Annotated in this window: 19 protein-coding genes; 5 read left to right on the top strand and 14 right to left on the bottom strand. The window is 69.1% G+C overall.

Annotated features, from left to right (window positions below):
• Positions 1-63: 63 nt before the first annotated feature.
• Both OK349_RS07960 and OK349_RS07955 read right to left on the bottom strand, forming a co-directional pair.
• Positions 64-1434, bottom strand: coding sequence for an amidohydrolase family protein (locus tag OK349_RS07960; RefSeq protein ID WP_265117279.1), 1371 nt, complete (start codon positions 1432-1434; stop codon positions 64-66).
• Positions 1435-1515: 81 nt separating this feature from the next.
• The gene (locus OK349_RS07955) at positions 1516-2505 is read right to left on the bottom strand and encodes a zinc-dependent alcohol dehydrogenase family protein (protein ID WP_265117278.1); all 990 of its coding nucleotides are present in this window, start codon (positions 2503-2505) and stop codon (positions 1516-1518) included.
• A gap of 137 nt (positions 2506-2642) precedes the next feature.
• Between OK349_RS07955 and OK349_RS07950 the strand changes: the two genes are divergently transcribed.
• A complete protein-coding gene (locus tag OK349_RS07950; RefSeq protein WP_265117277.1) occupies positions 2643-3008 on the top strand; it encodes a winged helix-turn-helix transcriptional regulator in 366 nt (121 codons plus the stop codon).
• Positions 3009-3017: 9 nt separating this feature from the next.
• Here OK349_RS07950 and dapD read toward each other — a convergent pair whose 3' ends face one another.
• Positions 3018-3836 carry a 2,3,4,5-tetrahydropyridine-2,6-dicarboxylate N-succinyltransferase gene (gene dapD / locus OK349_RS07945; protein WP_265117276.1) on the bottom strand — a complete coding sequence of 273 codons (819 nt, stop codon included), beginning with the start codon at positions 3834-3836 and terminating at the stop codon, positions 3018-3020.
• Positions 3833-4498, bottom strand: a complete 666-nt coding sequence (locus tag OK349_RS07940; protein WP_265117275.1) for a pyrimidine 5'-nucleotidase — start codon at positions 4496-4498, stop codon at positions 3833-3835. Before OK349_RS07940 ends, dapD begins: the two co-directional genes overlap by 4 nt.
• Positions 4499-4755: 257 nt before the next feature.
• On the opposite strand from OK349_RS07940, the gene OK349_RS07935 reads away from it, so the two are divergent.
• Positions 4756-5745, top strand: a complete 990-nt coding sequence (locus OK349_RS07935; RefSeq protein ID WP_265117274.1) for an LLM class flavin-dependent oxidoreductase — start codon at positions 4756-4758, stop codon at positions 5743-5745.
• Between the two features lie 430 nt (positions 5746-6175).
• Here OK349_RS07935 and OK349_RS07930 read toward each other — a convergent pair whose 3' ends face one another.
• The 3 genes from OK349_RS07930 to OK349_RS07920 form a co-directional block, all read right to left on the bottom strand.
• Positions 6176-7483: a sensor histidine kinase gene (locus OK349_RS07930; protein ID WP_265118562.1), complete on the bottom strand. Its 1308-nt coding sequence runs from the start codon at positions 7481-7483 to the stop codon at positions 6176-6178.
• A gap of 136 nt (positions 7484-7619) precedes the next feature.
• Positions 7620-8294 carry a response regulator transcription factor gene (locus tag OK349_RS07925; RefSeq protein ID WP_265117273.1) on the bottom strand — a complete coding sequence of 225 codons (675 nt, stop codon included), beginning with the start codon at positions 8292-8294 and terminating at the stop codon, positions 7620-7622.
• Between the two features lie 25 nt (positions 8295-8319).
• Positions 8320-8628: a hypothetical protein gene (locus OK349_RS07920; RefSeq protein ID WP_265118561.1), complete on the bottom strand. Its 309-nt coding sequence runs from the start codon at positions 8626-8628 to the stop codon at positions 8320-8322.
• 118 nt (positions 8629-8746) lie between these two features.
• Between OK349_RS07920 and OK349_RS07915 the strand changes: the two genes are divergently transcribed.
• Positions 8747-10525, top strand: coding sequence for an ABC-F family ATP-binding cassette domain-containing protein (locus OK349_RS07915; RefSeq protein WP_265117272.1), 1779 nt, complete (start codon positions 8747-8749; stop codon positions 10523-10525).
• Positions 10526-10668: 143 nt separating this feature from the next.
• On the opposite strand, the gene OK349_RS07910 is transcribed toward OK349_RS07915, so the two are convergent.
• Both OK349_RS07910 and OK349_RS07905 read right to left on the bottom strand, forming a co-directional pair.
• Positions 10669-11562 (bottom strand): diacylglycerol/lipid kinase family protein, encoded by an 894-nt coding sequence (locus tag OK349_RS07910; RefSeq protein WP_265117271.1) that lies wholly within the window; start codon positions 11560-11562, stop codon positions 10669-10671.
• Positions 11563-11592: 30 nt separating this feature from the next.
• Entirely contained in the window at positions 11593-12402 is an 810-nt protein-coding gene (locus OK349_RS07905) for an ATP-binding protein (protein ID WP_265117270.1), read from the bottom strand.
• 88 nt (positions 12403-12490) lie between these two features.
• Here OK349_RS07905 and OK349_RS07900 point away from each other — a divergent pair, with 88 nt between their 5' ends.
• On the top strand, positions 12491-12931 hold the full coding sequence (locus OK349_RS07900; protein WP_265117269.1) for a hypothetical protein: 441 nt from the start codon (positions 12491-12493) through the stop codon (positions 12929-12931).
• Between the two features lie 7 nt (positions 12932-12938).
• Here OK349_RS07900 and OK349_RS07895 read toward each other — a convergent pair whose 3' ends face one another.
• From OK349_RS07895 to OK349_RS07880, 4 genes are all read right to left on the bottom strand, one after another.
• Entirely contained in the window at positions 12939-14987 is a 2049-nt protein-coding gene (locus tag OK349_RS07895; protein WP_265117268.1) for a tetratricopeptide repeat protein, read from the bottom strand.
• Between the two features lie 49 nt (positions 14988-15036).
• A complete protein-coding gene (gene prsR / locus OK349_RS07890) occupies positions 15037-16389 on the bottom strand; it encodes a PEP-CTERM-box response regulator transcription factor (protein ID WP_265117267.1) in 1353 nt (450 codons plus the stop codon).
• Positions 16386-18422: an XrtA/PEP-CTERM system histidine kinase PrsK gene (gene prsK / locus OK349_RS07885; RefSeq protein WP_265117266.1), complete on the bottom strand. Its 2037-nt coding sequence runs from the start codon at positions 18420-18422 to the stop codon at positions 16386-16388. Before prsK ends, prsR begins: the two co-directional genes overlap by 4 nt.
• Positions 18423-18543: 121 nt before the next feature.
• Entirely contained in the window at positions 18544-19932 is a 1389-nt protein-coding gene (locus tag OK349_RS07880; RefSeq protein ID WP_265117265.1) for a TIGR03013 family XrtA/PEP-CTERM system glycosyltransferase, read from the bottom strand.
• Positions 19933-20092: 160 nt separating this feature from the next.
• Between OK349_RS07880 and OK349_RS07875 the strand changes: the two genes are divergently transcribed.
• Positions 20093-21157, top strand: coding sequence for a mannose-1-phosphate guanylyltransferase/mannose-6-phosphate isomerase (locus tag OK349_RS07875; protein ID WP_265117264.1), 1065 nt, complete (start codon positions 20093-20095; stop codon positions 21155-21157).
• On the opposite strand, the gene OK349_RS07870 is transcribed toward OK349_RS07875, so the two are convergent.
• On the bottom strand, positions 21154-22794 hold the full coding sequence (locus OK349_RS07870) for a DUF6311 domain-containing protein (RefSeq protein WP_265117263.1): 1641 nt from the start codon (positions 22792-22794) through the stop codon (positions 21154-21156). The genes OK349_RS07875 and OK349_RS07870 overlap by 4 nt on opposite strands.
• Between the last annotated feature and the right edge of the window lie 144 nt (positions 22795-22938).

The following is a 22938-nucleotide window of genomic DNA, read 5'->3' as shown; positions in this document are numbered from 1 at the left end:
AACAGGGGTTCGTATCGCATGCAACCGTTCCTAGAGCGGCCGTTGTGCGGAGGGAAGCGCGGCTCAGCGTGCGGCGGCGGCGTAGCGATCGGCGATCGGCTTGAGCAGCGCGTCGAGTTCGGCGCGGTCGCGCCACACGCCGTGCGCCATCACGCCGGCGGGCTGGCGCAACGTCGCGAGATCGTCGAGCGGGTTGGCGCGGGTGAGGATCAGGTCGGCGCGGTTGCCGACGGCGATCGTGCCGAACGGCTGCTCGTCCGGGCGGGCGCGGGCGACGAAGGCGCCGGCGTTGCGCGTGGCTGTGGCGAGTGCCTGGTAGCGGCTGAGGCCGGCGGCTTCGAGCAGCGCGAGGTTGCGGTGGAGCGATGTGCCGATGAACAGGCCGGGGATGGTCGGCGCATCGGTGCCGGCGACCAATGGCACGCCGCCGTCGGCGAGCGCCTTGACCAGCCGGGCGAGGAAGGCGGCGCGGGGCATCAGATCCCCCTCGCGCTTGTCGTAGCCGGCATTGGGCCAGTCAAGCCGGTAGCGCGGCGAGAGCAGGCGTATCTCGGGGCTGGCGAGGTAGGCCTGTACGGCGGGCGGCTTGCCCCATTGCTCGGCGATCGTGCCGTAGGTGACGAGATCGGCGGTGACGAAGGCGCCGTGGCGCTTGACCATCGCGACCGCGCCGGGGATCGCGCTGTCATCGGGAACGCGCTGACCGGAATCGGCGTCGGGCGCGAAGAAGTGGCTGTAGAGAAACTCCTCGGCATGGGCGACGAGCAGCTGGCCCGCGGCGAGCTGGCGCTCGAGCCCGCCCATCGCGGTGACGGTGTGGCCGATGACCGGGACGCCGAGCTCGCGGCCGGCGGCGATCAGCGCGGCGAAACTGTCGGCCGAAAGATTGTTGTAGACCTTGATGAAGGCATAGCCGTTAGCGCGAGCGAGCAGAACGGCGGCGCGCGCTTCCTCGGCCGTGGTGACGACGAGGTGGCCGTAGCGCGGCGAGCCGTCGACCGCGAGCGCGTTGTAGATGTGGGGGGCGGGGATCGCGGCGGTGTTCGCGGCGATGCGGGTGCGGCCGGCAAAGGCGTTCGACGCCTCGCCCATGTGCAGCACCGTCGTGACGCCATAGGACAAATAGATGGCGAGATCGTCGCGGGTCTGCACATGGGTGTGCAGGTCGGCGAGTCCGGGGCTGAGCCACATGCCGCGTGCGTCGATGCGACGGGCGTCGGCGGGGATGGCGAGGCGCGGCCCGATCGCGGCGATGCGGCCATTCTCGACCAGCACGGTCTGCCCGCGCAGCACGCGCTCGCGGTCCATCGGCACGACATTGGCATTGACGAAGGCGATGCGCGTGATGGGTTGCGCGGCCGCCGGAGCGAGCGCGAAGAGCAGGGACAGCGCGAGGAGGACGTGGCGCCAGGCGGATAGGCAAAAGGATCGCATGCGCACTGCCTAGCGCAGCATGCGCCGGAGACGACAGCGGAATTGCGCGCCGCCGGGCGCGCAATTCCGCTGCCCCTCGCGCTACATGGTCACCACGATCTTGCCGATCTGGCCATTGCCTTCGAGATAGCGGTGCGCGTCGGCGATCGCGTCGAACGGGAAGGTCCGGTCGATGCGCGGGTGCAGGTCGCCGCTGACGAGGCCGTCGAGCACGAACGCCTTGGCCGCGGCGAGCTTCGCATCGTCTTGAGTCGCCTCATAGATGAGGTAGCCCCGCACCGTCAGGCTGCGCCCCAGTACCTGGCCCACCGGGAGCGGCGTCTCGCGCGGATCGAGCGCGCCGTAGACGATGATCGTGCCGCGCGTCGCGGTGACCGCGGTCAGCCGGGCGAAGCCGGGTCCCCCGACCGGATCGAATACTACGCGCGCGCCCGCGCCGCCGGTGATTCGCTCGACCTCGGCGACAAGATCCGCCTCGTCGGTCGCGATGACATGCGCGGCACCCTGCTCGCGCAGCGCGGCGGCCTTGGCCGAGGTACGGGTCAGCGCGACCGGGACGGCGCCGATGCGGTTGGCGACCTGGATCGCGGCGAGACCGACGCTGCTCGACGCGGCGGGGATCAGCACGGTCTCACCCGCGCGAAGGCCGGCGGTATCGATCAGCGCGCCCCAGGCGGTGACATAGGCCATCCACACCGCAGCGGCATCGACCCAGCCGAGCGTGTCGGGCAGCTTCGCCACCGCGCGGGCGGGCGCGAGCACGAGATCGCCGTACATGCCGTAGTCGTGATAGCTGAACGCCGGGACCACCGCGACGCGATCGCCCGGCGCGAGGCCCTCGACGCCCGGGCCGACCGCATCGATCACGCCGGCGGCTTCCGAGCCGAGCCGGGCCGGGAAGACCGGATCGATGATATACGTGCCCGAGCGGTACAGGCTCTCGGCGCGGTTGAGGCCGATCGCCTTCACCGCGATGCGGACCTCGCCGGCTGCGGGTTCGGGGACCTCGGCCTCGACGAAGCGCAGCACCTCGGGTCCGCCGGTTTGTTCGAATTCAACGTGTCGCGGCATGCATTCCACTCCCTGAAGCGACGCCGGGCCGGGGATCGGCGCGGCGGGGAGCGAGGGAAATGTGCGTGCCGGGCGAATTGAAAATACGGTAATCGGATGCACATAGTGCCCCGGAATATACCGTCCGCGGAGCGCCCATGCAGAAGTTGCACGACTATGACCAGGTGCCCGGCTGCACCCTTTATGCCGCGCTCAACCTGATCAGCGGCAAGTGGAAAGGGATGATCCTCTATCGCCTGCTCGGCGGCACACGGCGGTTCAACGCGTTGCGGCGTGAGCTCGACGGCTGTTCGCAGCGCATGCTGATCAAGCAGCTGCGCGAGCTGGAGGAGGACGGGCTGGTCGAGCGCACCGTCTATGCGGTGGTGCCGCCGCGGGTCGAATATTCGATCACCGCGGAGGGGCGCTCACTCGAGCCGGTGCTGCTCGGACTGCGCGACTGGGGCCATGGCTGGCTCAGCCGCCGCAAGCTGACGGCGCGCGAGGATCATCTCGCCGCCTGACATGGCCGGTCAGTCGCGCAGCAGCTCGTTGATCCCGGTCTTGCTGCGGGTCTGCGCGTCCACCGTCTTGACGATCACCGCGCAATAGAGGCCGGGGCCGCCGTCCTTGCCGGGGAGCGTGCCAGGGACGACCACCGCATAGGGCGGGACCACGCCGCGATGGACTTCGCCGGTGGCGCGGTCGATGATCTTGGTCGAGGCGCCGAGATAGACGCCCATTGAGAGCACCGCGCCCTCGCCGACGCGCACGCCCTCGGCGACCTCGGCACGCGCGCCGATGAATGCGCCGTCGCCGATGATCACCGGATCGGCCTGAAGCGGCTCGAGCACGCCGCCGATGCCGACGCCGCCCGAAAGATGGACGTTCTTGCCGATCTGCGCGCAGCTGCCGACCGTCGCCCAGCCATCGACCATCGAGCCCTCGCCGACATAGGCGCCGATGTTCACGAAGCTCGGCATCAGCACGACATTCTTCGAGATGTGCGCGCCGTAGCGCACCACGCTGCCCGGCACCTGGCGGAAGCCGGCGGCGCGGAAGCGCGCGGCGTCCCAGCCCGCGGTCTTGAGCGGGACCTTGTCGAAGCCCCAATCGCCGTTCTGCGTGCCGATTACGTCATTGTCGTTGAGGCGGAACGAGAGCAGCACCGCTTTCTTGAGCCACTGGTTGACCTGCCAGCCGTCGGCGGCGGGCTCGGCGACGCGGGCTTCGCCGCTGTCGAGCAGGCGCAGCGCCTCAGCCACCGCTTCGCGCACCGCGCCTTGGCTCGCGGTCGAGATGTTCGCGCGGTCTTCCCAGGCGGCGTCGATCGTGGCGGCGAGGTCGGTCATGCTTGCTCCAGGATGGTTTCGAGCCAGTGGCGGATATCGTGGGTGGTGAAGTCGATATAGCTGCGATCGGCGTCCGGCGCCTGCTCCGAGCCGTTGTCGACCCAGATGGTGGTCATGCCGATCGCCTTGGCCGGGGCGAGGTTGCGCGCCATGTCCTCGACGAAGGCGGCGCGGGCGGGGTCGATCAGATACGCCTCGCACACGCTGCGATAGGCGTCGGGGTGCGGCTTGGGCGCATAGTTGCTGGCGTGAACGTCGTGGATCGCCTCGAAGCTCTCGGCGAGGCCGAGGCGGCCGAGCACCTTCTGCGCATAGGGCGCATCGGCGTTGGTGAAGACGATCTTGCGCCCGGGCAGCCGCGCGATCGCGGCGGCGAGCGGGGCGTCGTGCTCGAGCACGTCCATCTCGATGTCGTGGACGTCGGCGAGATATTCGTGCGGGTCGACGCCATGATCGGCCATCAGGCCCGCGAGCGTGGTGCCGTGCGAGATGAACCAGCCCTTCTGCACGCGGTGCGCCTCGGCCGGGTCGAGGTCGAGCACGCGCGCGACATAGGCGCCGATGCGCGCGTCGATCCGCGCGAACAGGTCCGCGCTCTTGGGGTAGAGCGTGTTGTCGAGATCGAACAGCCAGGCGTCGATATGGGCGAGTTCGGGGCGCATCGTGGGGCGGCGTTTAGGGGAGTGGGGCGAGGGAGGAAAGGATAGGATTCGTTGCCAGTTATCATTCCTCCCCTTCAGGGGAGGGGGACCAGCCACAGGCTGGTGGAGGGGCGGCGGGCGCAGCCCGCCGTCTGACGACGGCGGGCCCTCCGTCATCGCTTCGCGATGCCACCTCCCCTGAAGGGGAGGAATTGATTGTCCATCGTGAAGCCATCCTTGGCTAGCGGCGGCGCGATCCGCTTCCCATCTCCCGCGCCATGACAGCCTATTCCCTGCTCGATCTCGTCCCGATCGTCGAAGGCGGCAACGCCAGCCAGTCCTTCGCCAATGCCGCCGATCTGGCGCGGCATGCCGAGGCCGAGGGGTTCAGCCGCTACTGGGTCGCCGAGCATCATGGGATGCCGGGGATCGCGAGCGCGGCGACATCGGTGGTGATCGCGCATGTCGGGGCGGCGACCTCGACGATCCGCGTGGGTGCTGGCGGGATCATGTTGCCCAACCATGCGCCTTTGGTGATCGCCGAGCAGTTCGGCACGCTCGACGCGCTGTTCCCGGGACGGATCGACCTGGGGCTCGGCCGCGCGCCGGGCAGCGACCAGAAGGTCGCGCGGGCGCTGCGCCGGACGCTGGAGAGCAGTTCCGACGCCTTCCCGCAGGATATCGTCGAGCTGCAGAGCTATTTCGCCGATGACGGGCAAACCGGCATTGCCGCGGTGCCTGGGGGCGGCGCGCGACCCGAGCTGTGGATCCTCGGATCGAGCCTGTTCGGCGCACAGCTCGCCGCGGCGCTCGGACTGCCCTATGCCTTCGCCTCGCACTTCGCGCCGGGATCGCTCGACGAGGCGCTCGATGTCTATCGGCGGCATTTCCGGCCTTCGGCGGTGCTCGACAAGCCGCATGCGATGGCGGGGTTCAACGTGTTCGCGGCGGACACGGATGACGAAGCGGAGTTGCTCGCGACGTCGATGCAGCAGACCTTCGTGGCCCTGCGGACGACGGGGACCGGCATTCGCATGCCGCCGCCGGTGAAGGGCTATCTCGACACGATTCCGCCGCAGGCGCGGGCGATGCTCGACCAGGTGCTGTCGTGTACCGCGATCGGCGGGCCGGAGAAGGTACGCGACGGGCTCGAGAAATTCATCGCGCGGACGCGGGTGGATGAGGTGATGCTGGTGAGCTCGATCTACGATCATGACGCCCGCAAGCGCAGCCTGTCGATCGCCGCCGAGGCAATGCGGGGGCTTTGATTCCGGCGAGCGCCGCATTTGACCAAGCCGCCGCCCGAAAGCTGCCTTGATCGCCGGGCACCAACCGCGATGACAGGGGCACGTTCAGGGGGCTGAACGAGGAGCAGACGGCGATGCCACCGCCCAAGCCTGCCACACCCAAAGCCGGGATTCGGTGCCATCTCGGCATCCACCGCCCACGCCGCCGCGACCGGCCCGGTCGCGGTGAATTCGAGACCAAGTGCCGTGACTGCGGCTGCGATCTGGTGCTGAGCCCGGTGACCGGCCGCTGGCGGTTTAGCGGGGTAATGGGTTAGGTTCACCCAAATAGGGCCGTCATGCTGAACTTGTTTCAGCATCCATCATGCCACCAGCGGCTCAGTCGCCCGTGGAGAGATGGATCCTGAAACAAGTTCAGGGTGACGGTGAATAGGGAAGGGTGGTCTTCGCTTTACCCTGCCGCCGGCAGCCTCAGCCTGACCAAGAGCCCGCCCAAGTCCTCGCTTTCCTCCAGGCTCACCGTGCCGTCGTAGATCTCGGCGACGTCGCGGACGATGGCGAGGCCGAGGCCGGTGCCGGGTTTGCCGGTGTCGAGGCGCACGCCGCGGTCGAAGATGCGGATGCGATCGGCCTCGGGGATGCCGACGCCGTCGTCCTCGATCATGATCTCGACGAAGCCGGCCTGCGCGCTGACCGTCACGAACACGCTGCCGCCGCCGTACTTGGCGGCGTTCTCGACTAGATTGCCCATGATCTCGTCGAGGTCCTGGCGCTCGATATGCGCGACGAGGTCCTTGGGGCCATCGGTGTCGATGCGGACATGCGGGTAGAGGCGCGCGACCGCGCGCTCGACCGATTCGACGCTGGGCCACACCGGCGCGCGGCTGTGCGCCGAGCCGCGGCGGCCGACCGCGCGGGCGCGGGCGAGGTGGTGGTCGACCTGGCGGCGCATCGTGCGCGCCTCGCGCACCACGGTTGCGGGCAGGTCCTGCGCCTCCGCGGTGGCGGCGTTCATGATCACGGTGAGCGGGGTCTTGAGCGCGTGGGCGAGGTTGCCGGCGTGGCGGCGAGCCTCCTCGGCCTGCTTGTCGTTGTGCGCGACGAGCGCGTTGAGTTCCTCGACCATCGGCGCGACCTCGGCCGGCATCGCGCCCTCGATCCGCGGCGTGTCGCCGGTGCGCAGCCGCTGGATGGCGAGGCGCAGCTTGCGCAGCGGGATGAGCCCGTACCAGGTCTGCAGCGCGGCCATCACGATCAGGCCGGCGGCGAGGAGCAGGAAGCTGCGCACCAGCGTCCGGCGCAGCGCGTCGATCTGCGCGTCGAGCATGTCGCGGCTCTGCGCTACTTGGAAGCGCCAGCGTATCGGTGATCCGGGAAGCTTGAGGTCACGCTCGACGACGCGCAGCCGGTGGTCCTGGAACTGGTCCGAATCGTAGGTGTGGACCTCCTGGTCCTGATGCGCCTGATCGATGCGCAGCTGGCGGTCCCACAGCGAGCGCGAGGGGAAGGGCTCGTAGCCCTTGCCGGTGACCTGCCAGTAGAGGCCCGAATAGGGTTCGAGGAAACGCTGGTCGGAAAGCTGGCGGTTGAACACGATCTCGCCCTCGGGCCCGATCTCGGCCGAGACGATCAGCGAGGTGAGGAGATATTCGAGCCCGTCGTCGAAATTGCGCGTGATCGCGCCGGTCAGCACGCGGTCGAGCGCGAAGCCGCCGCCGGTGAGCAGCAGCGTGATCCACGCCGCCGCGATCAGGATCATGCGCCGGCTGAGCGAGCCAGTGGTGCGGACATAGGGCCGCGGGGCGGGATCGCCCGGCAGGGACTCGAGCGCCGGTACCGCCGCCGCGCGGTGGACGAACGGGAAGCGGCGGTCGAAGGTCAGGCCAAACGGAAGCTCAGGCACCGGCCTCCGCCGGTTCTTCGAGGCTGTAGCCGAGGCCGCGGATCGTGGTGATCACGTCGGGGCCGAGCTTCTTGCGGATGCGCGTCACGAACACCTCGATCGTATTCGAATCGCGGTCGAAATCCTGGTCGTAGATATGCTCGATCAGCTCGGTGCGGCTGACAACCTTGCCCTTGTGGTGGAGCAGGTAGGAGAGCAGCTTATACTCCTGCGCGGTCAGCTTGACCGGGTCGCCGCCCTTGGTGACCTTGCCCGAGCGGGTGTCGAGGCGGATGTCGCCCGCGGTGAGCTCGGCCGAGGCGTTGCCCGAAGCGCGGCGGATCAGCGCGCGCAGGCGGGCGATCAGCTCCTCCGACTGGAAGGGCTTGGCGACATAGTCGTCGGCGCCGGCATCGAGCCCGGCGACCTTGTCCGACCAGCTGTCGCGCGCGGTGAGGACGAGGACCGGCGTGGTCTTGCCCTCCTTGCGCCAGCGGTCGAGCACGGTGAGGCCATCGACCTCGGGCAGGCCGAGATCGAGCACGATCGCGTCATAGGCCTCGGTCGAGCCGAGATAATGGCCTTCCTCGCCGTCGCCCGCGGTGTCCACGGCATAGCCCGCGCCTTCCAGCGTCGCCTGGAGCTGGTTGCGGAGATTGGGTTCGTCCTCGACGATCAGAACGCGCATTGGTCTTCTTCCTTCGTTGGCTGCGTCAGCCGCCCGACTGGCCCATGACCCGGCCCGAACGGGCATCGACGTCCACCCAGATGACATTTCCATTGCGCAGGAACTTGAGCGTGTAAATGCCCGTGGCCGAATCGAAGTCGAAGCCGATATATTGCGCGCCCTTGCGCGTCATGGCTGGCACGACCCGCGCCTCGATGTCGCGCAGCGGGAGCCACTTGCCCTGGATACGCCCTTCGCGCGCGGCCTCCTGGTCGGCGCGACGCACCTGTGGCGAAGCGTGCGCCGGGAGTGCGGCTGCGGCAAGCGACGCGCCGAGACAGAGTAATCCGAACATCTTCACGGGGAGTGGCATAGGTCTGAACCGTTGAATAGCTTATGAATGCAGGGGTCAGCCGCTGGCAAGCCGTAAGCGGGTTGCTCCCGGGCGTGCGCCCGCCTACCTGCGCCACGCTATGGCTGCTCCCGTCCTTTCCTATGAGAAGCTCGGCCTGATCCAGGGATCGGGCTGGCTGTTCCGTGATCTCGACATCTATGTCGGCGCGCGCGACCGGCTGGCGCTGATCGGGCGCAACGGCGCGGGCAAGACCACGCTGCTGCGGCTGATCGCCGGGCAGATCGATTCGGACGAGGGGCGGCGGACGATCCAGCCGGGCACGCGCGTGGTGATGCTGGAGCAGGAGCCGCGCATGACCGGCTGCGTCGCGCTGATGGACTATGTCCTCTCGGGCGACGACGCGCCGGCGCGGCACGAGGCAGAAGCGATCGCCGACCAGCTCGGCATCGACCTGATGCGCGAGGCGGCGACCGCGAGCGGGGGCGAGCGGCGCCGCGCGGGCATTGCGCGGGCGCTGGCCATGGACCCCGACGTGCTGCTGCTCGACGAGCCGACCAACCATCTCGACATCCATGCGATCGAATGGCTGGAGGAGTGGCTGAGCCGCTATCGCGGCGCGTTCATCGTGATCAGCCACGACCGCACCTTCCTGACCCGGCTGACGCGGCAGACCCTGTGGCTCGACCGCGGTTCGATGCGGCGGGCCGAGGTCGGGTTCGGCGGGTTCGAGGCGTGGACCGAAGCCGTCTATGCCGAGGAGCAGCGCGCGGCGGAGAAGCTCGACGCGAAGCTCAAGCTCGAAGAGCATTGGCTGCAGCGCGGCGTCACCGGGCGGCGGCGGCGCAACCAGGGGCGGCTGACCAAGCTCTACGAGATGCGCGCCGAGCGCGCGGCGATGACCGGGCCGGCGGGCGCGGCCAACCTGGCGACGGCGGCGGACGATTCGAAGACCAAGGTGGTGATCGACGCCAAGCATGCGTCGAAAAGCTATGGCGACCGCACGATCATCCGCGACCTGACGCTGCGCGTGACGCGCGGCGACCGCATCGGCATCGTCGGCAAGAACGGCGCGGGCAAGTCGACCCTGCTCAAGCTGCTGACCGGCGAGATCGCGCCCGACACGGGCAGCGTGAAGCTCGCCAAGACGCTCGATCCGGTGATCATCGACCAGCAGCGCAGCCGGATGCAGCCGGAGAGGACGGTGCGCGAGGTGGTCGCCGACGGCGGCGAGTGGATCGAGGTGCTGGGCACGCGCAAGCATATCCACGGTTACCTCAAGGAGTTCCTGTTCGAGCCGACGATGGTCGAGGCCAAGGTCGGCACGCTCTCGGGCGGCGAGCGTTCGCGGTTGCTGCTGGCGCGCGAGTTCGCGCGGCCATCGAACCTGATGGTGCTCGACGAGCCGACCAACGACCTCGACCTCGAGACGCTCGACCTGCTGCAGGAGGTGATCGCGGACTATGACGGCACGGTGCTGATCGTAAGCCACGATCGCGACTTTCTCGACCGCACGGTGACGATGACGATCGGGCTCGACGGATCGGGCACGGTCGACATGGTGGTCGGCGGCTATGCCGACTGGGAAGCCAAGCGGAAGGTGCGGACCGAGGCGAGGAAGGCGGCCCCCAAGGCCGCGCCGGTGGTCGAGGCACCGAAGCCCAAGACCAAGCTCAGCTACAAGGACCAGCGCGACTACGACCTGCTGCCCAAGCGGATCGAGGAACTGGACGCGGCGATCGCCAAGGACGAGGCGGCGTTGGCCGACCCCGATCTCTATGCCAAGGACCCGGGCAGGTTCGACAAGTTGATGGCCGGGATCGCCAGGGCGCGCGACGAGAAGGACGAGGCCGAACTGCGCTGGCTGGAGCTGGCGGAGATGGTCGAGGGATTGGGGTAAGATTATTCCTCCCCCGAGCTTGCTCAGGGGAGGGGGACCAGCCGCAGGCTGGTGGAGGGGCGGCGGGCGTAGCCCGCCGTCTGCGCGGCGGCCCCTCCGCCATCGCTTTGCGATGCCACCTCCCCTGCAGGGCAGGGGAGGAGTTAGCTCGGCACCACCACGTCGATCGCCCGCTCGGCGACTCGCACCGTTACCGGCGTGCGCGCCAACACCTCGCCGTCGATCGAGATGCGGTGGTGGGGCCGTGTATCGAGCTTCAATTCCGGCCCACGGAATTCGCGCACCGTCTGGTCGCGGGTGCGCAGGCGGAAGAAGCGCGCGTACCAGTCCCAGGCGAGGCGCCAGCGATTGCGGCCGGTGACGACCTGGATGACCATCTCGCCGCTCTCGACGCAGGCGTTGTCGCTCATCTCGACGCCGCCATGGAAGCGGCCGTTGAGGATGCGCACCTCGCTCCCCCACATGCGGTGGGTGCGCTCGCCATCGTCGACGAACACGCGGAACGGACGGAAGCGCGCAAAGCACCACACCGCCCAGGCGAGATAGCCGATGCGGCCGAGATATTTCTTGAGGTTGTGCGGCACCGACTCGCCGATCATCGGCGACAGGCCCATCGCGGCGGCGTTGGCGAAATAATCATGGTCGATCATGCCGAGGTCAACGCGGCGGCGCTTGCCGGTGGCGATCGCGCGGATCGCGCCATCGAGGTCGAGCGGGATGCCGAGCGTGCGCGCGAAGCTGTTGGCGGTACCGAGCGGGAGCACGGCGAACACCACGTCCTTGCCGACGACGTCGTCGACCACACCGGACAGCGAGCCGTCACCGCCGCCGACGATCACCATCGGCGCGCCGGAGCGGATCGCGTCGCGCACGGTATCATCGAGCAGATCGGGATCATGGACCGGGTGGGCGGCGAGGAGGCGGATGCCCGCCGCCTCGATCTTGTGGCGCGCGCGCTCGAACAAGGCTGCGCCGCGGCGCGAGCGGGCGTTGACGATCAGGACCGCCTCGCGCGGGACGGGGAGGTTCGTCGTCACGCCGCTACAACGGCCGGGAGCGGAAGCGGTTCAGAGCCGCTTCCCCGAGCGGCCCGCAAGGTCGACGACATATTGCCAGGCGACGCGGCCCGAGCGGCTGCCGCGGCGGGTGGCCCAGTTGATCGCTTCGGCCGCATCGAAGGGCAGGCCGTGGTCCTGCGCATAGGTGCGCACGATCGCGACATAGGTGTCCTGGTCGATCGCGTGGAAACCAAGGCTGAGGCCGAAGCGGTCGGCGAGCGCGAGATTGTCGTCGACGCTGTCGCGCGGGTTGATCGCGCTCGACTGCTCGGCGATGTCGCGTGGGATCAGGTGGCGGCGGTTCGACGTGACGAAAAGGCGAGCATTGGCCGGGCGCGCCTCGGCCCCGCCTTCGAGCAACGAGCGCAACGCGCGCCCGTCCGAGGCAGCGTCGAAGCCCAAATCGTCGAGGAAGATGACGAAGGCCCGAGGCGCGTCGTCGATGAGCGCGAACAGCGCGGGGAGCGTGTCGAGCGCGTCGGCCTGCGCCTCGATCAGCGCGATCTGACCGCCCTCGGCCTGCACCGCGGCGACCGCAGCCTTGGACAGCGCGGACTTGCCGGTGCCGCGCGCGCCCCACAACAGGGCGTCGTGCGCGGGAAGGCCATTGGCGAGGCGGCGGACATTTTCGAGCAGGGTCGCCTTCTGCGCGTCGATCCCGACCAGCTCGTCGAGCGGAAGCGGGGCGAAGGCGCGCGCGGGCTGAAGGAAGCCGCGGTGCCATATGTAAGCTGGGTGCGCGGCGAGATCGGGCACCGGCGGCGGCGGCGGGGCAAGCCGCTCGAGCGCGGCGGCGATGCGGTCCAGCGGGTCGCTCATGCGGGCGGCGTTAAGGGGTGGGAAGGGGAGAGGCAATGGTGCGCGGCATCGCATTGAGCTTGACCCTTGCGACAGCTAGCGTTGGAAGATGGACGAACAGATGCTTCCGATTTGGGCGTTTGCCGCGGGCCTTGGCTGGCTCGTGCTGGTTTCCGGTGCCTCGGTGGTCTATCGAAAATCGAACGGCAAGCCGATCAGACCGCGATTGCCGCCTGATGCCTTGTTCGCCGAACGCTTCGCGTCGAGCACATGGGCGAACAACTGTCTGATGGTCTCCGTCACCTCTGAAGCGTTGGAGGTGACGCCCTTCTTTCCATTCACCCTCGGCTTCCTGCCAGAGATTTACCGGCTGGATCATCGCATCCCGGTTCGCTCGATCCATAGCGTCGCGCTTCTCGATACCGGCTGGGTCAACAATGTCGTGATCCGCCACGGCCCTGACGAGCGATCGTTGAAGCTCAAGCTCCGCAACCCCGCTGCGCTGGTTCAGGCGCTGTCGCGACTCGGCGTGCGCGCCCTCCCGCGCTGAGCCTGGATCAGGCCAGCTTGGCGATCAGCGCCTCGGCGGCGCTGCGGTCGGCGAAGCCGGGGATCGCCATCGCGGCCTGCGCCTGCGCCTTCGCATCGGCATTGCGGCCCGCCTCGGCATAGGCCTGCGCCAGTTGCCAGCGCAGCATCGGGTGGCGCGGCGCGAGCGCGACCGCTTTCTGCAGCAGCTCGATCCCGCCCTCGAGATCGCCGCTCTCGGCGAGTGTCCAGCCCATCACGCCCGCGACAGCGGGGTTGGATGGTGCGAGGAGATAGGCGGCCTCGGCATAATGCGCGGCGCGCTCGGGCTCGCCCGCGCCGGCATAGGCGAAGGCGAGGTCGGCGAGCAGGCCCGCGTCGCGGTTGCCGGTGCGCAGGCGTACCGCCTCGAGCGAATCGATCGCGGCGTCATAGTCGCCCGCCGCTGTCTGCCAGCTCGCCGAGAGGCGCAGCGCAGCGAGGTTGAGCGGGTTCTGCGACAGGAACAAAGCGAGCGTGGTCGACGCCTCCTGGCGCTGGCCGGAACGGTCGAGCGCCTCGACCAGGCGGAGCATCGTCGCTTCATCGAAGCGGATGCTGGCGGCGTCCTTGTAGTAGCGCACGGCTTCGCCGGGCTGCTTGAGCAGCATCAGCGTGTCGCCAACAAGGCTGTGTGCGGCCGGGGCGCCGGGGTTGCGCTGGGCGATCTCCTGCGCCTTGGCGAGCGCCGCGCTTTTGTCGCCGCCGTCGATCAGCCCGCGGATCAGCGGGATCGCGGCGCGGGGATCGTCGGCGGGTGCGCGCTGCGCGGCGGCGGTGAGCATCGGGAGCGCGTCGTCCGAGCTGAACCACGCGGCGCCGTCGCGCGCCGGATAGGATGCGCGGTCGAAATAGCGCGCCGCGGTCTGGCGGTCGCCGATCCGCTCGTAACCGCGCGCGACGAGGCTGAGCGCATAGGCGTCGGCATCGCCGCGGGCGACTACGGGGAGCAGCGCTTCGATGCCGTTCTTCGACGCGTCCGAGCGAAGCAGCGCGGTGGCGAGCAGCTTGCGCGCGGTGATGTTCATCGGCTGGAGGCTGACGAGGTTGCGCAATTTCTCGATCGCGCGCTCGTAGCGGCCCTCCTGCAGGTCGAGTGACCCGCCGAGCAGCAGGCCGCCGGGAAGCGCGGCGACGCCGCTGCCGGCGCGCTGGAGCAGGTCGCGGGCAAGGCCGAACTGCTCGGCGCGAGCAGCGAGCACCGCCTGGAGGTAGAAAGCCTGCGGGCTGCGCGGTCGGACTTCCATCGCGCGCCGCGTGACCGCGAGCATCGCGCGAGTCTGACCCGCGTCGCCGAGCGTGGAGGCGTATTGGATCAGCGCGGCGTGGCGATAGGGATCGCGCTTGAGCGCCGCCTCGAACCAGGGAAGCGAGGCGACCAGGCCATATTGCGCGCGCACCAGCTCGCCGCGCAGGATCAGCGCGTCGGTATTGCCCTTGTCGAGCGCGGTCGCCTTGCCCGCCGCCTCGATCGCGCCGACGACGTCGCCGGCGTTGAGGCGGAAGCGGCCGAGCTCGGTCCAGGCGCCGGCGCTTTGCGGGGCGAGTTGCACGGCGGCGAGCGCGGCCTGCTGCGCGGCGGCGAGGTTGCCCATCGCGGCGAAGGCGCGGGTGCGGACGCGCAGCGCGTCGAGGCGGTCGGTCTGCGGCGCCTTGTCGCTCTCGGCGAGCGCGCGGCGCGGATCGCCCTGGAGCAGGATCGCGAGCGCCATCATCGCGTGGGCGCGCTTGGGATCGATGCCACTGTCGATCGCGCGACGCAGCGCGGCCTCGCCGGCGACACCCTCGTCGAGCGCCAGCGACGCGCGGGCGAGCGCGAGATGCGCCTCGCCCCAGCGCGGATCTGCGCGGACGGCGCTGAACGCCTGGCTGCGCGCGGCCGAGGCGTTGCTCGCCTTGAGATAGGCCTCGCTGCGCGCGAGCGCGGCGCGCGCCGCCTCCGGGTCGGGGCCGCCGGTGACGACGGAGCGGAAGGCGAGCAGCGCCACGCCGAACGCGCCGATGCACAGCGCGAACACGACGATGCGACGGAGGTTCATGCCGCGTTTGGCGGCGCCACTGCCGCGACGGCGGCGGCGGGCGCGGGGTTCAGGGCTGGAGGTCATAGGCCTTCATCAGGTCATAGAGGGTGGGGCGGCTGATCCCGAGCAGGCGGGCGGTGCCGGAGATGTTGCCGTCGGCGCGTGACAGCGCTTGCGCGATGGCGCGGCGGTCCGCTGCCTCGCGCACGGCCTTCAAGTTGATCGGGCCGGCGTCGTCGCCGGCGGATTCGAGGTCGAGATCGGCGGCGGTGACGAGCTTGCCGTCGGCCATGATCGCGGCGCGCTTCACGCGGTTCTCGAGCTCGCGGACATTGCCCGGCCAGTGCCAGGCGTCGATCGCGGCGAGCGCATCGGGCGCGAAGCTCTTGTTGCCGAGCTTCATCGCGGTGGCGTGCTTGTGCAGCAGGTGGCGCGCGAGCAGGCCGGCGTCGCCGGGACGCTCGGCGAGCGAGGGGATGCGCACGACGATCTCGGCGAGGCGGTAATAGAGGTCCTCGCGGAAGGTCGCGGCGGCGACCATCGAGTCGATATCCTGATGCGTCGCGCAGACCACGCGGGTATCGACCGCGATCGGCTTGCGCCCGCCGATACGCTCGATCACGCGCTCCTGCAGAAAGCGCAGCAGCTTGACCTGGAGCGGCAGCGGCACGTCGCCGATCTCGTCGAGGAACAAAGTGCCGCCCTGCGCCTGCTCGATCTTGCCCTCGGTGGTCTTGACCGCGCCGGTGAACGCGCCCTTCTCGTGGCCGAACAGCTCGGATTCGAGCAGGGTCTCGGGGATCGCGGCGCAGTTGATCGCGACGAACTGGCCCTTGCGGTGGCTCGCGTCGTGCAGGCCGCGGGCGAGCAGCTCCTTGCCGGTTCCGCTGGCGCCGAGCAGCATGACCGAGACGTCGGCCGGCGCGACGCGCTCGATCGTGCGCGTGACCTTGAGCATCTCGGCCGAGCCGGTGATGATCCCGCCGAGCGCGGCCCCGCCCTCGGCCTTGGCGGCGAGGCGGCGGTTCTCGGCCTCCAGCGCATGGACGTGGAAGGCGCGCGCGACGATCAGGCCGAGCGCGTCGATGTCGATCGGCTTCTGGTAGAAATCCCACGCCCCCATCGAGATCGCGCGCAGCATCGATTCGCGCTCGCCATGGCCGGAGGCGACGATGACGCGGGTGTCGGGCTTGAGCGCGAGGATCGTCTCGAGGACGGCGAAGCCCTCGCTGGTGCCGTCGGGATCGGGCGGGAGGCCGAGGTCGAGGGTGACCACCGCCGGCTCCTCGGCACGGAGCATCGCGATCGCGCTCTCGCGGTCGCCGGCGGTGAGGATCTCATAGCCCTCATAGGCCCAACGCAGCTGGCGCTGGAGGCCGGCATCGTCCTCGACGATGAGGAGTTTGGGTTTGTCGCTCATGCCGCTCGTCCAACTTCACCGTGCGCGCCGCCCGCCGCACGCAGCACCACGCGGAAGCGCGAGCCCTTGCCCTCGCTGCTCTCCACCTCGATCCGGCCGCCCATCTCGGCGGCGAGCTTCTGCGCTTCGAACGCGCCGATGCCGAAGCCGCCGGGCTTGGACGAGACGAAGGGTTTGAACAATTTGTCGCGGACGAAGGCGGGCGACATGCCGGCGCCGCGATCGATCACCTCGATCCGCGCTTCGCGCGCCTGCGCGTCGACCGCGATCGTGATCGGGGCGTCGGGGGCGCTCGCCTCGACCGCGTTCTGGACGAGGTGGCCGAGCAATGTCTCCAGCATCGCCGGATCGGCGATCGCCAGCGGATCACCCGCCACGATCACCTCGACCGGGTGCTGCGCGCGGCGCGCCTTGGCGACGCGGCGGGCGAGCGGCGCGAGCGGCACCGCGACCGGCGCTTCGGTACGGACACGGTGATGCTGCGAAAGGCGCGCGAGCATGTCGTTCATCCGCCCGGCCGAATCCTGCAGCGTCGCGACCATGTCGGCGCGGAAGGCGGGGTTGTCAGCATGGCGCTCTGCATTGCGTGCGACCAGCGTGAGCTGGCTCACCAGATTCTTGATGTCGTGCATGATGAAGGCGAAGCGGCGGTTGAACTCCTCAAACCGCTCGGCCTCGGCCAACGCCTCGAGCGCGCGTTCCTCGGCAAGGTAGCTGGCGAGCTGGCGTCCGGCGGCCTTGAGCAGGTCGAAATCCTCCCAGTCGAGCGCGCGCGGCACCGGCGGGCGAGCGAGCACGATCGCGCCGGCGAGGCGGCTGTGATGGGGGAGCGGCACGATCACCCAGGCCGGCTCCCAGGTGCGGATCGACGGCGGGATCGCCGCGGCGGCGTCTTCATTGTCGAGCTCGACGATCAGCGCCGGGTCGAGCGCGGCTTGCGGCCAGTCCTGGCCATAGGTGGCGGGCAGATCGTCGCGCGCGACGTTCCAGGCGGCGCCGACGCCGAGCCCTTCGCCCTGCGGCACCAGCAGCACGCCCGAGGACGAATCAGTGAGGTCGGCCAGCGCCTTGACGATGCGCTCGTCGAGCGGAGCGCTGCCCTCGGGCTCGCCGAGCGTCTCGGTGAAGCGCAGCCATTCGGCGCGATAGTCGTAGCGGTGGCGGAAGAAATGCTTGGCGAGCTTGACCTTGATCCAGGCGCGCAGCCACGGGCTGGAGACCAGGGTCAGGATCGCCGCGGTCGAGCCGAACACGAAGGCGGTCTGGAGCAGCCGCGCATTGTCGCCGCCGATCGCGGCAAGCGCGGTGGTGGCGAGCGCGAGCAGCGCGAAATAGAGCCCGATCGCGACGAGCGAGAGCGACTGGTAGGCGACCGTGCGCGACAGCTGCATCGGCCATTCGCCGCGCCGCTGAAGGCCCGCGGCGATCGCGGCGGCGATCAGCGCCATGGCGAGGCCGCGCACCGCGACCAGTTCGATCGGCCAGCCGGCGGTGAGCCAGGCGACGCTCAGCACGTTGATGTCGACCAGCCACATGGCGGCGAGCGCGAGCACGATCGGGCGCATGCCGGTGCGGCCGGGCGCGGCGATCGCGCTGTGCAGGCTCTGCACCAGGACGAGCGCGGCGACCGCGACCATCATGCGCAGCAGCAGCGCAGCGCGGGTGACGTCGGCAGTCATGTCCGGCGCGGCAACAGCGACGATATGAAGCGCGAGCGCGATCAGGATTACCACCACGACGACGCCATAGACGGTGCCGATCGCCGCCGGCGGGCGTTCTGAGCCGCTGCGCCGATGAAGCACGATCATGAAGCCGAGCCAGGCGAGGTTGCGCCCGCCCTCGGCGATCTTGGTCACCAGGTCGGATTCGCCGATCCCGGCGACGGCGAGCGCCCAGAGCGCGGTCAGCGCAAGCGCGGCGGCGAGCGGCTTGCGCGGCACGCCGGGTTCGGCGCGGCGCAGCGCCCACAGGCCGAGCGCGCCGAACAGCAGCGCGGCAAGCGCGTGGCTCCACAGGATCAATGTGGCGACCATGGGCATTCTTTGTCAGGTGAACGGCACCGGCTCGCTCCCCCACCCGGCCACCCATATGATACTGCCGTTGGGTGGCCGGGTGGGGGAGCGGGCCGGCGCCGCAGCGTGGACACGCCAAACATTAACGCGCGCCGTCCGGGAACAGCACGACCCGGAGCGTCTGGAGGAGGATCAGCACGTCGAGGAAGGGCGAGTAGTTCTTCGCGTAATAGAGGTCGTATTCGAGCTTGTGGCGGCTGTCCTCGATCGACGCGCCATAGGGATAGTTGATCTGCGCCCAGCCGGTGATGCCGGGCTTCACCATGTGGCGCTCGGCATAATAGGGGATCTGCTGCTCGAGATCCTCGACGAACTGGGGCCGCTCGGGACGCGGGCCGACGAAGCTCATCTCGCCCTTGAGCACGCTCCAGCATTGCGGCAGCTCGTCGATGCGGACCTTGCGGATGAAGCGGCCGACGCGGGTGATGCGCGGATCGTCTTTCTCGGCCCAGACGGCCTGGCCGGCGACCTCGGCGTCGACCCGCATCGAGCGCAGCTTAATGATGTCGAAGCCCTGGCCGTAGAGGCCGACGCGGCGCTGGCGGTAGAAGGCCGGGCCCTTGCTCTCCGCCTTCACCGCGAGCGCGCCGAGCAGGATCAGCGGCAGGCTGATCGCGAGCAGGACGAGGCTGGCGGCGATGTCGAACAGGCGCTTGAACAGGCTCGACAGCATCCGGCCCGAGGAAAAGCCGTCGGAGAAGATCAGCCAGCTCGGATTGACCGACTGCAAGTCGACGCGCCCGGTCTCGCGTTCGAGGAAGGTCGAGATCTCGTTGACATGGACGCCGGTGGTCTTGATCCGCAGCAGGTCCTTGAGCGGGAGCGCGTTGCGGCGCTCTTCCAGCGCGAGCACCACTTCGCTGGCGTTGAGCAGCACGACATGGTCGGCGAGGTTGTAGATCGCGTCGCGCGCGATCGCCTCGGGGATCGTGCGGTTGGGCTCGCTCATCGCAACATAGCCGACCACGACGAAGCCGGCGCCGGGCTTCTTGGACAGCGCCTTGAGCCGCTCGGCGCGCGCGCCGGCGCCGAGCACGACGACGCGGCGCTTGAACACCTGGCTGCCCAATGTCTTGCCGAGCAGCAGGCGGAGCAGAAACAGCAACGCCAGCGCGGCGAGCATCGCGTAGAGCAAGTTCGAGCGCCAGAAGGTGAGCGCGGGAAACAGAAAGAAGATCACCGACAGGAAGATCGTGCCGAGCGACACCGCGACCAGCAGCCGCGCGGTGGCGACACGGATCGACTGCAGCGAATCCGCGCCATAGACGCCCACCGCCATCATCGCGATCTCGAGACTGACGGCAAAGCTCGTCATCTGGAAGATGCGCGTGTGGATCGGCTCCACCTTCATCCCGATCTGGTGCGCACGATAGATCCAGCCGAATTCGGCCGCGACCACCAGCAGCGCGACGTCGAACAGCGCCAGCAGCAGCACCGCATTGGGGATATAGTGTTTGAACAGGCGGATCATGACGGCCAATTCCTACACGGCGAGTGTAAACAAATCCGACACCGCACGCCCGTGTCGGCGAAATTGACGAAGAAATGCTGAACGCCAGGAAATCCGGGCTGCGATAAGTGTTTGGCGCGACGAACGCGCCCAGCTAGAGCGCGCGGTCAGGAGGATTTGCATGACCGACCACAAGCCGATTGTCCCCGTGATCCTTTCCGGCGGTTCGGGAACCCGGCTGTGGCCGATGTCGCGGCCCGAGCGGCCCAAGCAAATGATGGCGCTGACGGCTGAGGAGACGATGCTCCAGCTGACGGCGCGCCGCACGCCGGCGGGCGAGCGGTTCGCCGCGCCGATCATCGTCGCCAACGCGCTGCACGCCGACATGGTCGAGGAACAGCTCGGCGCGGTCGAGGCACGGGCGCAGGCGCTGATCCTCGAGCCGATGGGGCGCAACACCGCGCCCGCGATCGCGCTTGCGGCGATCGCTGCGGGAGGCGGGAGCGACCCGCTGCTGGTGATGCCCTCGGACCATGTGATCGGCGACGTCGCTGCCTTCCACGCCGCGATCCACGCCGCGATGCCCGCCGTGGACGAGGGGTGGCTGGTGACGTTCGGCATCGCGCCTGACGCGCCCGAGACCGGCTATGGCTATATCCAGGTGGGCGACGCGATCGGCGCGGGGATCCACCAAGTCCGGCGCTTCGTCGAGAAGCCCAAGCGCGAACTTGCCGAAGCAATGATTGCCGCGGGGGATCATGCGTGGAACGGCGGCATCTTCCTGTTCCAGGCGAACACCTATCTCGACGCGCTCGCCGCATTCGCGCCGGATATGCTGGCGGCGGCACGGGCATCGATGGACCGGGCGGTGCGCGAGGGCACGCGCGTCCTTCCCGACGCTGCCGAGTTTGCGAAATCGCCGTCTGATTCGATCGACTATGCGGTGATGGAGAAGGCGACGCGGGTTGCGGTGGTGCCGGTGAGCATGGGTTGGTCCGACGTCGGCAGCTGGGACGCGCTGCACGCGATCAGTGACCGCGACGCGGCAGGCAATGCCCATCGCGGCGAGGTGGTGGCGATCGACACCGTCGACTGTCTGGTGCGCGCCGGCGAGGGCAAGCGCGTCGCGCTGGTCGGCGTCTCCGACCTGATCGTGGTCGCCGATGGTAACGATGTGCTGATCCTGCCGCGCGGCCGCAGCCAGGACGTCAAGCGCATCATCGAGGCGATGAAGCATAGCAGCTAGGGCTCAAACACGATCGTGACCCCGTCGAGCGGCCGCGCGCGGGCGAGCAGCGGGGGCGGGATCGGCTCGCCGTCGATCAGGATGTAGAGGCGGCCGGGCACCACCTCGCCCCTGCGGAAGGCGTCGGTTTCCGCGTTCTGGCGCGCATTGCTGGCGAGCGAGGGGCGGGCGGCATAGACGGCGCGGACCGGGACCCGCGCCCTCGCCGCGCGCCACGCGACTTCCTGGAAGACGCCGAGGCCCTTGGTCACGTCGCCCGGGACAAAGGCGATGTCCTTCGCCTGCGCGACCAGCCGGTCCCATTCGGGCGAGGCGGTGCGGACGTAGAGCGGCGCGCCGCGTGCTTCGGTGCTCTGGGCGCGGATCGATCGCGCCATCGGGATGAGATCGGCCGCCTGCACGACCGCGAGCGCGGCGATGACGAGGCCGGCGCGGCGCGGCTCCAGGCGGTAGAGGATGCGGATACCAGCGAACACCAGCACATAGGCGACCGGCCAGAACAACCGGCCCGAAGCGCGGACCGCGTCGAGTGTCATGGCGAGGTCGGCGGGTAGCTGGAATCGCGGAAGCTTCTGTCCGGCAAAATCGGGATAGGTGCTGATCGCGAGCAGGGTGAGGACGGCGAGCGCCGGGACCAGCCATTTGAGCCGCGCAAGGCTGTCGGGCGCATCCGCCGCCGGGCGGGGCAGGCGACGCGCGAGGATCGCCGCGAGCGGCAACAAGATCAGCAGGCCGAGTCCCAGATACTGGAACCCCTCGAATCCGCGCCCGGGGCGCTGTTCGATCGCGGGCAGGAAGGTCGAATAGGTCTCGACCCCCGGGTTCCACAGCGCGTCGAGCGGCATCGCAAACGCGCCGTAATTACCCGAGGGCCAGTGCGGCTCGAACACGCCCAGGCTCCAGGCGATGCCGCCGACCATTGCGAGGATCGCGGCGCATTCGGCGAGAAGACGGGGTGCTCCCCGGCGGTCATTCCACAGCCGCTCGAGCATCGCGCTCGCCCAGATCGCGCCGACCATCACCAGCAGATAGGAGTGGATGAACGCGGTGACAGCGATCAGCACCGCCCAGCCGTTGTTCGAGCCGGCACGCGCAGGATCGGTGAAGCGCCACAGCGACCACAGGATCAGCCAGTGCGCCATCAGGTTCACATGGACGACGCGGTTGAACAAGGTCGGCAGCGCTGCGAGCAGCAGCACGCCGCACCACAGCGCCAGCGCCTTGGGGGCGTGGCGGCGCAGCAGCAGCCAGGCGAAGAACAGCTGGAGAAACAGGCAGGCGAGCAGCCACCAGCCGATCAGTTGCGCGTCCGCAGGCAGCAGGCTGCGCAAGGGAAAGGCCAGCATCGAGAGCAGCGGATTGCTGTCGGTGAACAGCAGCCCGACCCCCTCGGGCGCGTTGAGCAGGCGGGTATGCAGGAAGCCGGGCGCGGGATCGTGCAGCCAGGCGTGGAGGCCGAGCGCATTCTCGCCATTGTCGCTGCCGCGCAGCAACCAGGCGACATTGGAGATGTCGAGGATCTGCCAATGGAAGAACACGCCGAACAACGCCAGCGCGAGCGCGGCGAGCAGCGCCAGCGGCCCGAACGAATCCGTGGTAGCCAGGCCGCTGCCGCGCCGGAAGCTGTCAAAACTCACACTACGTCCCCCCCGGCTTGCCCCCTGCCACAGCTTCGCCGCGAAGGTGAAGGCTGAACCGGGTGAGCATCGGGAACGGCATGGCGGCGAGGCAAGCAAAGCAATTCCAACATTGCAAGGTCCCAGACCGCGCGGACGATGCGG

Source organism: Sphingomonas sp. BT-65 (genome assembly GCF_026107375.2).
Classification (GTDB): Bacteria; Pseudomonadota; Alphaproteobacteria; order Sphingomonadales; family Sphingomonadaceae; genus Sphingomonas.
This window is presented reverse-complemented; position numbering and strand designations above follow the sequence as displayed.

Excerpts from the sequence above, each read along its gene's own strand:
- OK349_RS07960 (WP_265117279.1), bottom strand. The coding sequence starts at position 1,434 with ATGCGATCCTTTTGCCTATCCGCCTGGCGCCACGTCCTCCTCGCGCTG.
- OK349_RS07955 (WP_265117278.1), bottom strand. The coding sequence starts at position 2,505 with ATGCCGCGACACGTTGAATTCGAACAAACCGGCGGACCCGAGGTGCTG.
- OK349_RS07950 (WP_265117277.1), top strand. The coding sequence starts at position 2,643 with ATGCAGAAGTTGCACGACTATGACCAGGTGCCCGGCTGCACCCTTTAT.
- dapD (WP_265117276.1), bottom strand. The coding sequence starts at position 3,836 with ATGACCGACCTCGCCGCCACGATCGACGCCGCCTGGGAAGACCGCGCG.
- OK349_RS07940 (WP_265117275.1), bottom strand. The coding sequence starts at position 4,498 with ATGCGCCCCGAACTCGCCCATATCGACGCCTGGCTGTTCGATCTCGAC.
- OK349_RS07935 (WP_265117274.1), top strand. The coding sequence starts at position 4,756 with ATGACAGCCTATTCCCTGCTCGATCTCGTCCCGATCGTCGAAGGCGGC.
- OK349_RS07930 (WP_265118562.1), bottom strand. The coding sequence starts at position 7,483 with ATGATCCTGATCGCGGCGGCGTGGATCACGCTGCTGCTCACCGGCGGC.
- OK349_RS07925 (WP_265117273.1), bottom strand. The coding sequence starts at position 8,294 with ATGCGCGTTCTGATCGTCGAGGACGAACCCAATCTCCGCAACCAGCTC.
- OK349_RS07920 (WP_265118561.1), bottom strand. The coding sequence starts at position 8,628 with ATGTTCGGATTACTCTGTCTCGGCGCGTCGCTTGCCGCAGCCGCACTC.
- OK349_RS07915 (WP_265117272.1), top strand. The coding sequence starts at position 8,747 with ATGGCTGCTCCCGTCCTTTCCTATGAGAAGCTCGGCCTGATCCAGGGA.
- OK349_RS07905 (WP_265117270.1), bottom strand. The coding sequence starts at position 12,402 with ATGAGCGACCCGCTGGACCGCATCGCCGCCGCGCTCGAGCGGCTTGCC.
- OK349_RS07900 (WP_265117269.1), top strand. The coding sequence starts at position 12,491 with ATGGACGAACAGATGCTTCCGATTTGGGCGTTTGCCGCGGGCCTTGGC.
- OK349_RS07895 (WP_265117268.1), bottom strand. The coding sequence starts at position 14,987 with ATGAACCTCCGTCGCATCGTCGTGTTCGCGCTGTGCATCGGCGCGTTC.
- prsR (WP_265117267.1), bottom strand. The coding sequence starts at position 16,389 with ATGAGCGACAAACCCAAACTCCTCATCGTCGAGGACGATGCCGGCCTC.
- prsK (WP_265117266.1), bottom strand. The coding sequence starts at position 18,422 with ATGGTCGCCACATTGATCCTGTGGAGCCACGCGCTTGCCGCGCTGCTG.
- OK349_RS07880 (WP_265117265.1), bottom strand. The coding sequence starts at position 19,932 with ATGATCCGCCTGTTCAAACACTATATCCCCAATGCGGTGCTGCTGCTG.
- OK349_RS07875 (WP_265117264.1), top strand. The coding sequence starts at position 20,093 with ATGACCGACCACAAGCCGATTGTCCCCGTGATCCTTTCCGGCGGTTCG.